Here is a 13,320-nt window from a genome sequence, read left to right as displayed (position 1 = left end):
GGCCGAGTACAGGAGGATGGGATATGAGCACAGCGACCGACCCGAGTGATCTCATCGTCGCCGCGCAGCGGCGCGCCGCCGCCGATCTGCCCTTCGCGGACGACACCGACGAATCCGACGCCCGCCGCGGATTCGTCGCCGCCCTCGAACCGGGGGTGGTCACCACCGCCGACGGCACCGTGGTCTGGGACAACGATTCCTACGACTTCCTGCGCGCCCGCTGCCCGGATTCAGTGCATCCCGGTCTGTGGCGGCAATCCGGGCTGGTCGGCGCCCAGGGATTGTTCGAGGTCACCGAGGGCATCTACCAGATCCGCGGCCTGGATCTGTCGAATATGACCCTCGTGGAAGGGGATTCGGGGGTCGTCGTGATCGATCCGCTGATCTCCGTCGAGACCGCCGCCGCCGCGCTCGCGCTCTATCGCGCGCACCGCGGTGACCGACCCGTCACCGGACTCGTCTACACCCACTCCCACGTCGACCATTTCGGCGGTGCGCTCGGGGTAACCACCGCCGAGGCGGTCGAGTCCGGCCGTTGCCCGGTGCTCGCGCCCGCCGGATTCCTCGAGCACGCCGTCACCGAGAACGTCTACGCCGGGACCGCCATGGCCAGGCGTGCCGCGTACATGTACGGCGCGGTGTTGCCGCGCGGTCCCCTCGGCCAGGTCGGGGCCGGACTCGGGCAGACGACCTCGGTGGGCACCGTCACCCTCATACCGCCGACGCGCGAGATCACCCGGACCGGTCAGCGCGAACACATCGACGGCGTATCCCTTGTCTTCCAGATCACGCCCGGCGCCGAAGCACCCTCGGAGATGAACATTCACCTCCCGGAACACCGTGCGCTGTGCGCGGCCGAGAACGCCACGCACACCATGCACAATCTGCTCACCCTGCGCGGTGCGTCGGTGCGGGACCCGAGACTGTGGGCGAAGTATCTGACCGAGGCGATCAACCTGTTCGCCCACGACTGCGATGTCGTCCTCGCCTCCCATCATTGGCCGACCTGGGGCACCGAGCGCGTCGTGGAATACCTGTCGCTACAACGCGATATGTACAGCTACCTGCACGATCAGACCCTGCGTCTGCTCAATCAGGGCTGGGTCGGCGCGGAGATCGCCGAACATCTGACCCTGCCGCCCGCGATCGAGAACGCTTGGCACGCACGCGGTTACTACGGTTCGGTCAGCCACAACGTGAAGGCCGTCTACCAGCGCTACCTGGGCTGGTTCGACGGCAATCCGGCGCACCTGTGGGAGCACCCGCCCGTCGAATCCGCGCGTCGCCATGTGGAATTCATGGGCGGGGCCGACGAGGTGCTGCGCAAAGCGCGCCGGTCCTACACCGCGGGTGACTACCGCTGGGTCGCCCAGGTGCTCGACTACGTCATCTTCGCCGACCCGGGCAACGAGGAAGCGAAACTGTTGCAGGCGAGCACCTTCGAACAACTCGGATACGGCGCCGAGAACGCCACCTGGCGCAACTTCTACCTCAGCGGCGCCTACGAACTCCGCTACGGACGTTTCGGCACCCCGACCACCCCCGACGCGCCGACCGTGCTGACGGCGCTCACCACCGAGCAGATCTTCGACGCGCTCGCGCTGCGGATCGACGGTCCGAAAGCGTGGGACCACCATTCGGTGACCGACTGGGTCATCGTGGACGAGGACACCGTGCACCGCGTCGAACTGCGCAACGGGGTCCTCGTCCACCACGCCCGCGTCGACGGCGTGAAATTGCCCGATCCCGACGCCGAATTCACCCTCACCCGCGCCACCCTCGTCCGAGTGCTTTTGGGCGGTGACGATTTCGGAGTGGCCGCCGCGGCGGGCGATATAGCAATCGAAGGTGATCCGCTCAGTCTCGCCGACCTCGTCAACGTCCTCGACGCTCCCGACCCGGACTTCGCCATCGTGACGCCGTGAGACGCGTGGCGCTGTGAGACGCGTGGTGCTGTGTGCTGTGTGCTGTGTGCTGTGTGCTGTGTGCCGTGTGGTGCCTGTGCCGTGAGACGCATGGTGCCGTGACACGGGTGCTGCGAGAGGCTGCGTGGTGCGGAAGTGGCGTGGTGCGTGAAGCAGCGATATCGCGCCGAGCTCAGGGACCGGCCGCGACCTGGTCGCGAGGAGTGGCTCGGTGCGATCGCACGGCACGCGAGTCCACAGCGGTGGAGTCGGTGGGCGGGCTTCGTCTCGTCCCCTGGGACGAACGGTATTCGCGAGGATACGAACGGTATTCGCGACCGGCGCGTGGCGGCGGCGCCGCGCCCGACTCGCGGCCGTCGACCGGACTGGGTGGTCCGGTCGCGATCACGAAAGCGGTTGCGTTCGCGGGGCCCATCGAGGCAGGGCGGGTGTGGGATGTCGTGCCGCCGACTGAGTGACGCCGCTGACCTCATCGTGCCGAGATCGTCCGAGCGCACGCGATCAATTGGCGAGAGTTCAACGGGATTGCGTGGTCGACGATGCGCTTGATGTAATCGGCGAGCGAGAGGTCGCGCCGCCGTGCCTCGGGCGCGCTGATTCGTAGCCGTCGGTGGCGTCCGCTCGAATGTTAAACCGTCGCAACCGAATACGAGAGGCACGGCCATCTCGATCGGGGCCGACCGGGCGGAAACGCGGTCTGGTGCGCCGACACGGTCGCGCGATCCCGTCGCGGTGGTGCGCGAGTCGTAGGCCGTGACCACATGCCGGATGCGTGACTCTAGGCGCGGGGCGGTCGGTTTCGCTATTCTGGCGATTTCCGAGCGATCGCGGTTCCCGTCGTCGGGCAGGTGGTTTCCAGGTGGATGTAGCACAGTTCGAACTCGTCACCGAGCGAGTCCGCTCGGCCCTACGCTTGGGCGGCGGTGATCTCTTCGCAGTCTGCGAAACCAGCGTGCAGGCGCTGCCTGTCCAGCGCGCCGCCGTCCTCATCGATGAACCTCATCTCGGCGCGCAGCCGTGGGCGACGACCGACGAGTGGACGGCGAGCGTCGAGTCCGCGCAGGCCACGGCGGGGGAGGGGCCCGCGTTCGAGACCATCGCCGCGGGAATGCCGATCGTGTTGACCGACCTGCGCGGAATCGATCGCTGGCCCGCCTACGCGACCGCCATGCGTCGATTGTCGGCCTCCGGCGCCATGCTCGCCGTACCGTTGCGCACCGGCGCGATCCGCTTGGGCGCCCTCGACCTCTACCGCGATGCCGCCGGAGAGTGGCCGCCCGCGCTGGTCGCGGTCGCCGAACAGATCGCCGACCTCATCGCCGAACACTTGGTCGCGGCGAACTCCGCGCCGCCGCCCACCAGCACGCTGATTCACGAAGCCGCAGGTCTGGTCATCGCGTATCGCGGAGCGGGCATCGCCGACGGCTACGAGTGGCTGCGCGCCGAAGCGCAGCGCCGCGACCTCTCGCTCGCCGATTGCGCCGAGCGCATCGTCGACCACGCGATCCCGTTGAACTCCCGCCACTGATCGCGCGCACCGAAGCTGTTTCGCGCGTCCGCACACGGACCGTCGACAGAGACCGCAGATCGCGTGCCGGAGCCCCGCGGCGGACGACCTCGAAGGTCGATCCATTCGAAACACTCTGTCACTGGGTTGCGGTAGGTCAGACGAGCGGCCTCGAGCATGGTCAGCGTCAGCGGTGTCACGTCACGGTGAACCGCGTAGCATTCGCCACCGCTGTCGAGCGACTACGTGCACGGATCCTGCTGCTGCTGCTGCCGCTGCCGTCGTCGCTGTCGCTGCCGCTGCCGTTGCTAGCGCCGTCGTCGCTGCCGTCGTCGCTGTCGTTGCCGCCGTTGCCGTTGTCGCCGTTGCCGCCGCTGTGCTGCCGTTGTTGCTGCCGCCGCTAGCGCCGCTGCCGTTGCTGCCGCTGCCGTCGCTAGCGCCGTTGCCGTTGCTGCCGTCGTCGTTGCCGTTGCCGTTGCCGTTGCCGTTGCTAGCGCCGCTGCCGCTGCCGGCTGTCGTTGCTAGCGCTGCCGTCGCTGCCGCTGCCGCTGCCGCTGCCGCTGCCGCTGCCGCCGTTGTTGCTGCCGCCGCTAGCGCCGCTGCCGTTGCTGCCGCTGCCGTCGCTAGCGCCGCTGCCGCTGCCGCTGCCGTTGCTAGCACTGCCGCCGTCGCCGCTGCCGCCGTCGCCGCTGCCGCCGTCGCCGCTGCTGCCGCCGCTGCTGCCGTTGCCGTTACCGCCGTTGTTGCTGCCGCCGCTAGCGCCGCTGCCGTTGCTGCCGCTGCCGTCGCTAGCGCCGCTGCCGCTGCCGCTGCCGGCTGTCGTTGCTAGCGCTGCCGCTGCCGTTGCCGTTGCTAGCACTGCCGCCGTCGCCGCTGCCGCCGTCGCCGCTGCCGCCGTCGCCGCTGCCGCCGTCGCCGCTGCTGCCGCCGCTGCTGCCGTTGCCGCCGTTGCCGTTACCGCCGCTGTACTGCCGTTGTTGCTGCCGCCGCCGTTGTTGTTGTCGCGCGACGCCGTCACGTCACGGAAGGGCGTATCGCGTGGGAATGTGCCTACGACCCGCCTTGTCGAGATCGAAGAGGAGCGGTGCGGTGGTGAACGCACGACTCGACTGCGGCCGTGGTCGTTGCACTACTCGGTCCTCGGCGGCTTCGATTGTGGTTGTACGGAATGGCGTGCGGTCAGGCGGTCGTGGGCAGGGCGGCGATGTAGCGGCCCGCGATGATCCGCTGCAGGAGGCGGACCGCGGGACCGCCGAGACGCACGTACCAGGCGCCCGGCCGGGAGAATGCCTTGACGAGGCCGTATACGGTGTCATCGGTCGGGTCGTATTCGACCGCGAACAGTTCCTCACCGATCTCCGGGTGGCCGGGCAGGGTCCCGTAGGCGAATCCCAACCGGTTCGTCTCGCGCAGGAGGTACACCACGCGACACGGCGCTTCGATAGCGAACGGGCCGACACCGAGCCGCACCGCGAGCGAGGTGCCGACCTCGGCCGTTGGCGTATCGGCGATATGGAAGATCCCGGTGCCCTTCTGCATGCGGTACGCCATGATCTCCGCACCCGCGCGCTCGAACAGCGCCCGCCCGCGCCCGATCGGCCGCCGCAACGTGAACCGGTGATATCCGGCGGGCATGTCCCCGTCCGTGGCCCCGACTTCGGTGTAGGTCAGCTCGTCCGTCTCATCGCGCATGCGTCGATCCTCGTCGCCCCGGCCCTCGGTGGGAACTCTCGCCCCGCACTCGAAGCGTCCGCCGGGCTCTGGTTCCGCAGGTGGTCTCATCTATGCCCGCCGCACACTCTGAAGTGGGCGCGGGCGGTAACTGGAATCCCTGCGGGACGGGCGGGTTCGGAGCGGATGTGGTAGGGGTACGGAGTGGATGGGACTCCCTTCGGCCGGTATCGGCTGCTCGGTCTGCTCGGGTCGGGCGGTATGGGGCAGGTCCATCGTGCCTACGACACCGTGACGGATCGGATTGTCGCGCTCAAGGTGCTCCCGGCGGACTTGGCGCACGATCGGGTGTTCCGCGAGCGGTTCCGCCGGGAAGCGCAGGCCGCCGCTCGGTTGAACGAGCCGCATGTGATTCCGATTCACGACTTCGGTGAGATCGATGGTCGCCTGTTCCTCGACATGCGGCTGGTCGAGGGCACCGATCTCGCCGCGGTCCTGGCGACGCGTGGCCCGTTGAGTCCGACGGTCACCATCGCCTACCTCGAACAGATCGCCTCGGCGTTGGACGCCGCGCACCGGGCCGGGCTCGTGCATCGTGACGTCAAGCCGTCCAACATCCTCATCACCCCGGAGAACTTCGCCTACCTCATCGATTTCGGCATCGCCCGCGGCGCGGGCGACACCGAGTTGACCACCGAGGGCGCGACCATCGGCACCTTCGCCTATATGGCGCCCGAACGTTTCGAACGCGGGGATTGCGACGGTCGCTGCGATGTCTACTCCTTGGCCTGTGTGCTCTACCAATGCCTCACCGGCGCCAAGCCTTTTCCCGGTGACAGCGTCGAACGCCAGGTCGTCGCACACCTCACGGCCCTGCCGCCGCGCCCGTCGACCTCGAACGTGGCCCCCGCCTTCGATCCGGTCGTCGCTCTCGGCATGGCGAAGAACCCGGCCGAGCGCTATTCCACCGCGGGCGCACTGCTCGCCGCGGCCCGCGCCGCAATCATCGGCGATCCGAGACAGGCTCCGACCCAACGCAATACCGCCGCGCAAGAACACTTGCCCTTCCGGTCCCACGGCGACACCGCGCCGATGACGGACGTCGTCGGTCCGTCGGGTCGTGGAGCCTCGATGCCAACCGTTCCGGTGGGGCCCGATGCCTCGGTAGCCGATCACAGTCGGTCGACCACTCTCAGAGGTACCGGTGCCACCAACCACGGTATGCCGGAGATCGGTGATGCCGGTGTTGCGGAACCCCGCGCGACCGGGGGTGACAACAGCTGGTCGACTGCTGTCGGCTCGGGCCGTCCGGCCGGCACCGGTGGTTCGGCGGGCACCGGTGGTTCGACTGGCGGCAGTGGTTCGGTGGGCGAGAGAGCCGGGCAGGGAGGACGACGGTTCGCGGATGGGACCGGTGCGGCGGCATCCGAACGCGCGCAGGCGTCAGGATCAGCGCCTCGACGCGTCGCGCCGATGGTCGCCGCGGCGGTGATCGTGCTGCTCGTCGTAGCTGGCGTCGTGATCGGCCGAGTGACCGCGGGCGACTCCGAATCTGATTCGACCACAACACTTTCCGGCGCAGCAGCCAGTTCCGATGCGGCGTCTGCGTCCGGCGCGGGCGAGGTGCCACGCACCGCGCCGACTACCGTAGGCGCGACCGCACCACCACTCGGACCGCATTCCCCGGCGAACTCCGCCCGCGCCACCGCACCGACCACCGTGCAATCCGTCGGCGATCCGCTCGGCGACTACGTCCGCGCCCACTACGCCCAACTCCCCGGCGACACGTCGGCGGCGTGGAACAGACTCACCCCGCGCTACCGGGACGAGATCGGCGGTCTCGACGCCTACCGATCCTTCTGGGGTTCGGTGAGTTCCACCGGCGTGCAGATCATGTCCGCCGATTCCGCGGCGACCACGGTGACCTACCGGCTCACCCTGCGCTACCGCGACGGTCGGGTCGGCGTCGAGGTTCGCCGAATCCACTTGGTGCCCAACGACACCGGATATCTCATCGATCGGGCGGAGCTGCTTGCCTGACGGTTCGAGCGTCGACCGGTTCGAGTCGCAGCGGTGAAAGACGCAGCAGGCCGAGCGGATTCAGGTATTCGCGACGGCCGCCGCTCTGCCGCCGCAGCCCCCAGTGCAGACACGCTTGCACCGGACAGCCGTCGTGCCCGGCTTCCAGTTCGCCGATCGGCGTGCCGCGCGCCACCCGACCACCCACCCCGATCCGCGCCCGCACCGGCTCGTAGGTCGTGCGCAACCCACCGGGATGGTCGACCGAAAGCACCGGCCGCCCCGCGACATCGCCCGCGAACACCACGATCCCCGCGCCCGCCGCGAGTACGTCCTGACCGGGAGCGCCCGCCAGATCCACCCCGCGATGCCCCGGTAACCAATCCTGCGCGGGCCCGTCGAAGCGTTTCTCCACCTGCGGACGCGGCGACAACGGCCACCCGAATTCCCCCGAGGAATCCGCGATTGCCCCGTGTCCGGCCTGCACGGTCGCGGCGGCCAGTCCGGCGGCGAACACCGACGCGCCACGCAGGTAATTCACGTGTCTCCGGTTCCGCCGCCGCCCGGACATCGATGCGCCGTCCTCCTGGTTCACGACCATGTGAACCGAACTCGCCCCGGATTCGGCGCGCTTTCCACACCGGAGGTGACCTGGCGGGGCGCCGAACGCCGCCATTCACCCGGCAGGCAGACCGAGCCGATACACGACGTGTCCGCCCGCGGGGGAGCCGCACGCGCCCGCTGCGCCATGGCCGCCGACAGTACGAAGAGCAGCGGGACCAGCAATGCCACCGACACCGTTATCGTCCTCATGCTCCGAGCTTGCGCCGCGGCGCTGCCGCGTGGAGCGCCGAAATCGCGATTGTGGACAACTTCCGCGTATGTGAATGCCGCACCCTCCACACTCGTGAAAGCAGGCGCTCCTACCTGGGAGTACGCGGGTTTCAGCTGGTCAGAGGCTCGCGCGCCGGGCGATTTCGGCGACGGCCCGCTACGTCGTAGACTGATCGAGCGGTCTGTGCTGGCACGGACCGACTTCGCGCGCCACCCCGTGCTTGTTCGTCCGGCGCTGTTCGAACCCGACCTCATTCCCGAGATCGTTCGCGGCAGTCCGTGCGGAGCAGGGAATCGCCGGCTGGTCCCGTCCTACACGGTCGGGTCCGGCGATTCGGAGGCGCCAGGGCAGCGGATCGCCGATTCGCTGCGTCAACCGGCAACGAAAGAGAGATACGAGAGCCATGGCTGTCGTAACAATGAAGCAGCTGCTCGACAGCGGCGCGCACTTCGGACACCAGACCCGGCGCTGGAACCCGAAGATGAAGCGGTTCATCTTCACCGACCGCAACGGCATCTACATCATCGACCTGCAGCAGACGCTGACCTACATCGACAAGGCCTACGAGTTCGTCAAGGAGACGGTCGCCCACGGCGGCACCGTGCTCTTCGTCGGCACCAAGAAGCAGGCGCAGGAGTCGATCGCTGCCGAGGCGACGCGCGTCGGGATGCCCTACGTGAACCAGCGCTGGCTGGGCGGCATGCTCACCAACTTCTCCACCGTGCACAAGCGTCTGCAGCGCCTCAAGGAGCTCGAGGCGATGGAGCAGACCGGTGGTTTCGAGGGTCGCACCAAGAAGGAAATCCTCATGCTCACGCGTGAGATGAACAAGCTGGAGCGCACCCTCGGCGGTATCCGCGACATGGCCAAGGTGCCCTCGGCCATCTGGGTGGTCGACACCAACAAGGAGCACATCGCCGTCGGCGAGGCGCGCAAGCTGAACATCCCGGTCATCGCGATCCTCGACACCAACTGCGATCCCGACCTGGTCGACTACCCGATCCCGGGCAACGACGACGCGATCCGTTCGGCCGCCCTGCTCACCAAGGTCGTCGCCTCCGCGGTGGCCGAGGGCGTGCAGGCGCGCGCGGGCGTGTCCGCGGGCGACGACAAGCCGGAGGCGGGCGCGGGCGAGCCGCTGGCGGAGTGGGAGCAGGAGCTGCTCGCGCAGGCTGCCCCCGGCGCCGACGCGGCGGCCGAGACCCCGGCCGACGCCTGAGTCGTCCACCGTATTCAGATTCTGTTCCAGCGGTGATCACGGTGTTGTGCTCTCGTGATCACCGCTGACCGGTACTCAGGAGCGTCCGGGCGGTATCAGTCGCCGCCCGTCGCACACTTTTTCGAAGGAGGCTCGCCACCCATGGCGAACTACACCGCTGCCGATGTGAAGCGGCTCCGAGAGCTGACCGGCTCCGGGATGATGGACTGCAAGAACGCGCTGGCCGAGACCGACGGCGATTTCGACAAGGCCGTCGAGGTGCTGCGCATCAAGGGCGCCAAGGACGTGGGCAAGCGCGCCGAGCGCGCCACCGCCGAGGGTCTGGTCGCGGCCAAGGACGGCGTCCTGGTCGAGATCAACTCCGAAACCGACTTCGTCGCCAAGAACGCCGAGTTCCAGAACCTCGCCGATCGGATCGTCGCCGCGGCCGCCGCCGCCAAGCCCGCCGACCTGGACGAGCTGAAGGCGCTGGCGCTGGACGGCGAGACCGTCGACGCCGCGCTGCAGGCGCTGGCCGCCAAGATCGGCGAGAAGCTCGAACTGCGCCGCGTGGTGTCCTACAACGGCCCGGTCGCGACCTACCTGCACAAGCGTGCCACCGACCTGCCGCCCGCCGTCGGCGTGCTCATCGAGTACACCGGTGCGGGCGACGCCGCCGCCGACGCCGCGCGCGGTGCGGCGATGCAGGTCGCCGCACTCAAGGCCAAGTACGTCACGCGCGAGGAGGTGCCCGCCGAGATCGTGGAGAACGAGCGTCGGATCGCCGAGCAGACCGCGCGCGAGGAGGGCAAGCCGGAGGCCGCGCTGCCGAAGATCACCGAGGGCCGCGTCAACGGCTTCTTCAAGGATGTCGTGCTGCTCGAGCAGCCGTCGGTCACCGATTCGAAGAAGACGGTCAAGGCCCTGTTGGACGAGGCCGGTGTCACCGTGAGCCGCTTCGCCCGCTTCGAGGTCGGCCAAGCCTGAGCGTCGTGTCGAAAAGGCCCCGAATCCAACGGAATTCGTTGGATTCGGGGCCTTTCCGCTATCTTGTACTCGGTCGGCGCGCCGGATCGTGGAAATGATCCGTGGCGGGCATGGATACGAGTCCGTCCCGTCGGCCGCGCCGGATCGCGCGCGCACCGACCCGCCCCGCTCGAGGGGGCCTTCTGCACCACTCGAAGCCGCATAGGGCAGGATAGGTTCGCCTTGTGTTGCGCCCGATCGCAGACGTATCCGATTTGCCTGATGACTCGCCGTGTCGACAAGACCAACACCGCTGAAGGAGACGAGCACGATGCCGGAACCCGGGACCGAACGTCCAGGATATCGCCGCGTGCTTCTGAAATTGGGTGGAGAGATGTTCGGCGGCGGTTCCGTCGGACTCGATCCCGATGTCGTGCAGACGGTCGCCGAACAGATCGCCGAGGTCGTCGAGGACGGCATCCAGGTGGCCGTCGTGATCGGCGGCGGCAACTTCTTTCGCGGCGCCGAACTGGAGGAGCGCGGTATGGACCGCGCCCGCTCCGACTACATGGGCATGCTCGGCACCGTCATGAACAGCCTTGCGTTGCAAGACTTCCTGCAGAAGCAGGGCATCGACACCCGGGTGCAGACCGCCATCACGATGGGGCAGGTCGCCGAGCCGTATCTGCCGTTGCGCGCCAAGCGCCACCTCGAGAAGGGGCGCGTGGTGATCTTCGGCGCGGGCATGGGCATGCCCTACTTCTCCACCGACACCACAGCCGCGCAGCGCGCGCTGGAGATCGGCGCCGACGTGGTGCTGATGGCCAAGGCGGTCGACGGAGTGTTCAGCGCCGACCCGCGCGTCGACCCGAGCGCGACCCTCTACACCGAGATCACCCACAAGGAGGTGATCGAACGCGGTCTGAAGGTCGCCGACGCCACGGCCTTCAGCCTGTGTATGGACAACCAGATGCCCATGCTGGTGTTCAATCTCTTGACGAAGGGCAATATCGCCCGAGCGGTCGCCGGTGAGAATATCGGCACACTGGTACGGTCCTGACCCCGCACCCCGCGGATCATGACGATGACGACGCTGTGGAGGAACGGTCGTGATTGATGAAGCCCTCTTCGATGCCGAGGAGAAGATGGAGAAAGCCGTCTCGGTGGCGAAGGACGATCTCGGAACCATCCGGACCGGCCGGGCCAACCCCGGCATGTTCTCCCGTGTCGTCGTCGACTACTACGGTTCGCCGACCCCGATCACCCAGATGTCGAGCATCACCGTGCCCGAGCCGCGCATGGTCGTGATCAAACCCTACGAACAGGCGCAGCTCGGTCCGATCGAGACCGCGATCCGCAACTCCGACCTCGGCGTCAATCCGACCAACAACGGCGACATCATCAGAATCTCGGTGCCGCAGCTCACCGAGGAACGGCGCCGCGAACTCGCCAAGCAGGCCAAGGGCAAGGGCGAGGACGCGAAGGTCGCGATCCGCAATGTCCGCCGCAAGGCGATGGACGAACTGGGTCGGATCCAGAAGGATGGCGAGGCGGGTGAGGACGAGGTCGGGCGCGCGGAGAAGGAGCTCGACAAGACCACCGCCAAGTACGTCGGCCAGATCGACGAACTGGTCAAGCACAAGGAAACTGAACTGCTCGAGGTCTGAGGCGCGCCGAGTGTGCGCGGTGCGGCCTGGCGCGTCGGGGCGCCGTGCCCGCCGGATTTCGGTGCGAGCGAAGACCCGCCAGGGCGGGGGATGAACGGAACGACGAGTTGAGCGACGGGACAATCGTGGCCGAGAAAGCCGCCGCGACCGGTGCGGCCGATGAGCCGACGCCGGCCAACGGCACACCGGGAGCGCCGCCCGGAAATTCCGGCGACGCGGCGCGTGCCGGACACCCGACCGACGATCGCACGGGTCGAGAGACCGAATCCATCATCGCGTCCGCGCTATCCCAGACCTCGCCCGAGCCTGCGCCGCCGCCGGGAGCCGCCGCCTCGAGTTCACGTGCCGGACGCAACCTGCCCGCCGCCCTCGCGGTCGGCCTCGGCCTCGGCGTCTCGCTGATCCTGATCCTGCTCTTCGTCCCGAAGGTGTTCATCGCGGTCGCGGGCACGGCGGTCGGCGTCGCGACCTGGGAGGTCGCCAAACGTTTGCGCGAAGCCGATGTCCTGGTACCGAGGATCCCGCTGATCGCGGGCGGCCAGGCGGTCTTCTGGCTCGGCTGGCCGTACGGCGCCAGCGGTGTGGCGGGCGCTTTCGCCGCGACCGCACTGGTGTGCATGGTCTGGCGATTGTTCGACCACGGTCTGCGGACCGCGCCGCGCAATTTCCTGCGCGATACGGCCATAACGATCTTCACCCTGGCTTGGATTCCGCTGCTCGCCTCGTTCGCGACATTGTTGCTGCTCGAATCCGACGGCAATCTGCGCGTGCTGACGTTCATGATTCTGGTGGTCTGCTCGGACGTCGGCGGCTATGTCGCGGGCGTGCTGTTCGGCAAACATCCGATGGTGCCATCGATCAGTCCGAAGAAGTCGTGGGAGGGGTTCTGCGGTTCGCTGGTGTTCAGCGTGATCGGCGGCCTGCTCACGGTGACGCTGCTGCTGGACGCGAACTCGATGATCGGCGTAGTGCTCGGCGTCGGCCTGGTTCTGGTGGCGACGGTGGGCGATCTGATCGAATCGCAGATCAAGCGCGAATTGGGCATCAAGGACATGGGCACGTTGCTGCCCGGTCACGGCGGCATCATGGACAGGCTCGATTCCATGCTGCCCTCGGCGTTCGTCTCGTGGCTGGTGCTGTCCACCCTGCTGTGACGGGCGGTCAGTGCTTGGCGGCGCGACGCAACTGGATGATGCGCACGCCGCCCACCAGCGCCATGACCAGGGCGCCCGCGATCACCGACAGCAAGATAGCGACGCCGACCGGCAGGTTGAACTCCCAGAAGAACAGGCTCAACCGGATGTCCTGCAAATTCTGCAGGATGAAGATCAGCAGGACGACCAGGATGAGCGCGCCCGCCACGAGGCCGGTCCACGCGTAGCCGGTCCGCGAGGAGATCGACTTGCGTCGAGTGACCGGGGGCGGGGTCGACGGCGGAACCGACGGCGCGACGGGCGGTTCGACCGAATCGGCGCCACCCGGCAGATCTTCGGCATTCGTGGACATCACTGCATCATCTCCGACCCCTGTGA

The 13,320-nt window shown here is 68.0% G+C and carries 14 protein-coding genes; 9 read left to right on the top strand and 5 right to left on the bottom strand.

The annotated features are described in order from the left end of the window. The first annotated feature begins 23 nt into the window (after window positions 1–23). The 3 genes from IT779_RS03605 to IT779_RS03595 all read left to right on the top strand — a co-directional run bounded on the left by IT779_RS03605 (window position 24) and on the right by IT779_RS03595 (window position 3,836). The gene (locus IT779_RS03605) at window positions 24–1,925 is read left to right on the top strand and encodes an alkyl/aryl-sulfatase (RefSeq protein ID WP_196147637.1); all 1,902 of its coding nucleotides are present in this window, start codon (window positions 24–26) and stop codon (window positions 1,923–1,925) included. 859 nt (window positions 1,926–2,784) lie between these two features. Continuing rightward, window positions 2,785–3,453, top strand: coding sequence for a GAF and ANTAR domain-containing protein (locus IT779_RS03600; RefSeq protein WP_196147636.1), 669 nt, complete (start codon window positions 2,785–2,787; stop codon window positions 3,451–3,453). Between the two features lie 185 nt (window positions 3,454–3,638). Then, a complete protein-coding gene (locus IT779_RS03595; protein ID WP_196147635.1) occupies window positions 3,639–3,836 on the top strand; it encodes a hypothetical protein in 198 nt (65 codons plus the stop codon). An 86-nt stretch (window positions 3,837–3,922) separates the two neighbouring features. Here the strand turns inward: IT779_RS03595 and IT779_RS03590 are convergent, their stop codons facing one another. Together IT779_RS03590 and IT779_RS03585 are read right to left on the bottom strand one after the other, a co-directional pair. Beyond that, complete coding sequence (locus IT779_RS03590) at window positions 3,923–4,450, bottom strand: hypothetical protein (protein ID WP_196147634.1); 528 nt, start codon at window positions 4,448–4,450, stop codon at window positions 3,923–3,925. A gap of 161 nt (window positions 4,451–4,611) precedes the next feature. Next, window positions 4,612–5,124, bottom strand: a complete 513-nt coding sequence (locus IT779_RS03585; RefSeq protein ID WP_196147633.1) for a DUF1990 family protein — start codon at window positions 5,122–5,124, stop codon at window positions 4,612–4,614. A 183-nt stretch (window positions 5,125–5,307) separates the two neighbouring features. Here IT779_RS03585 and IT779_RS03580 point away from each other — a divergent pair, with 183 nt between their 5' ends. Further along, entirely contained in the window at window positions 5,308–7,143 is a 1,836-nt protein-coding gene (locus IT779_RS03580; RefSeq protein WP_196147632.1) for a protein kinase domain-containing protein, read from the top strand. Here IT779_RS03580 and IT779_RS03575 read toward each other — a convergent pair. Then, window positions 7,115–7,693, bottom strand: coding sequence for a M23 family metallopeptidase (locus tag IT779_RS03575; RefSeq protein WP_196147813.1), 579 nt, complete (start codon window positions 7,691–7,693; stop codon window positions 7,115–7,117). The genes IT779_RS03580 and IT779_RS03575 overlap by 29 nt on opposite strands. A gap of 20 nt (window positions 7,694–7,713) precedes the next feature. Beyond that, window positions 7,714–7,935: a hypothetical protein gene (locus IT779_RS03570; RefSeq protein ID WP_196147631.1), complete on the bottom strand. Its 222-nt coding sequence runs from the start codon at window positions 7,933–7,935 to the stop codon at window positions 7,714–7,716. Window positions 7,936–8,360: 425 nt separating this feature from the next. On the opposite strand from IT779_RS03570, the gene rpsB reads away from it, so the two are divergent. The 5 genes from rpsB (at window position 8,361) to IT779_RS03545 (ending at window position 12,942) form a co-directional block, all read left to right on the top strand. After that, window positions 8,361–9,176 carry a 30S ribosomal protein S2 gene (gene rpsB / locus IT779_RS03565; RefSeq protein WP_196147630.1) on the top strand — a complete coding sequence of 272 codons (816 nt, stop codon included), beginning with the start codon at window positions 8,361–8,363 and terminating at the stop codon, window positions 9,174–9,176. Window positions 9,177–9,317: 141 nt separating this feature from the next. After that, complete coding sequence (gene tsf, locus IT779_RS03560) at window positions 9,318–10,142, top strand: translation elongation factor Ts (protein WP_196147629.1); 825 nt, start codon at window positions 9,318–9,320, stop codon at window positions 10,140–10,142. Between the two features lie 310 nt (window positions 10,143–10,452). Beyond that, entirely contained in the window at window positions 10,453–11,181 is a 729-nt protein-coding gene (gene pyrH, locus IT779_RS03555; protein WP_196147628.1) for a UMP kinase, read from the top strand. Between the two features lie 49 nt (window positions 11,182–11,230). Next, window positions 11,231–11,788 carry a ribosome recycling factor gene (gene frr / locus IT779_RS03550; RefSeq protein ID WP_196147627.1) on the top strand — a complete coding sequence of 186 codons (558 nt, stop codon included), beginning with the start codon at window positions 11,231–11,233 and terminating at the stop codon, window positions 11,786–11,788. Window positions 11,789–11,895: 107 nt separating this feature from the next. Next, window positions 11,896–12,942 carry a phosphatidate cytidylyltransferase gene (locus tag IT779_RS03545; protein WP_198428060.1) on the top strand — a complete coding sequence of 349 codons (1,047 nt, stop codon included), beginning with the start codon at window positions 11,896–11,898 and terminating at the stop codon, window positions 12,940–12,942. 7 nt (window positions 12,943–12,949) lie between these two features. Here the strand turns inward: IT779_RS03545 and IT779_RS03540 are convergent, their stop codons facing one another. Next, window positions 12,950–13,294, bottom strand: a complete 345-nt coding sequence (locus tag IT779_RS03540) for a LapA family protein (RefSeq protein ID WP_196147626.1) — start codon at window positions 13,292–13,294, stop codon at window positions 12,950–12,952. Window positions 13,295–13,320 lie beyond the last annotated feature (26 nt).

The organism is Nocardia bovistercoris (genome assembly GCF_015674855.1).
Lineage (GTDB): Bacteria > Actinomycetota > Actinomycetes > Mycobacteriales > Mycobacteriaceae > Nocardia > Nocardia bovistercoris.
The sequence above is the reverse complement of the archived record's forward strand: the minus strand, read 5'-3'. Positions and strand labels throughout refer to the sequence as shown.

What these genes read in the sequence shown, in the direction of transcription:
- tsf (WP_196147629.1), top strand. Translation starts at nt 9,318, where the DNA reads ATGGCGAACTACACCGCTGCCGATGTGAAGCGGCTCCGAGAGCTGACC.
- IT779_RS03605 (WP_196147637.1), top strand. Translation starts at nt 24, where the DNA reads ATGAGCACAGCGACCGACCCGAGTGATCTCATCGTCGCCGCGCAGCGG.
- pyrH (WP_196147628.1), top strand. Translation starts at nt 10,453, where the DNA reads ATGCCGGAACCCGGGACCGAACGTCCAGGATATCGCCGCGTGCTTCTG.
- IT779_RS03585 (WP_196147633.1), bottom strand. Translation starts at nt 5,124, where the DNA reads ATGCGCGATGAGACGGACGAGCTGACCTACACCGAAGTCGGGGCCACG.
- IT779_RS03570 (WP_196147631.1), bottom strand. Translation starts at nt 7,935, where the DNA reads ATGAGGACGATAACGGTGTCGGTGGCATTGCTGGTCCCGCTGCTCTTC.
- rpsB (WP_196147630.1), top strand. Translation starts at nt 8,361, where the DNA reads ATGGCTGTCGTAACAATGAAGCAGCTGCTCGACAGCGGCGCGCACTTC.
- IT779_RS03540 (WP_196147626.1), bottom strand. Translation starts at nt 13,294, where the DNA reads ATGTCCACGAATGCCGAAGATCTGCCGGGTGGCGCCGATTCGGTCGAA.
- IT779_RS03575 (WP_196147813.1), bottom strand. Translation starts at nt 7,693, where the DNA reads ATGTCCGGGCGGCGGCGGAACCGGAGACACGTGAATTACCTGCGTGGC.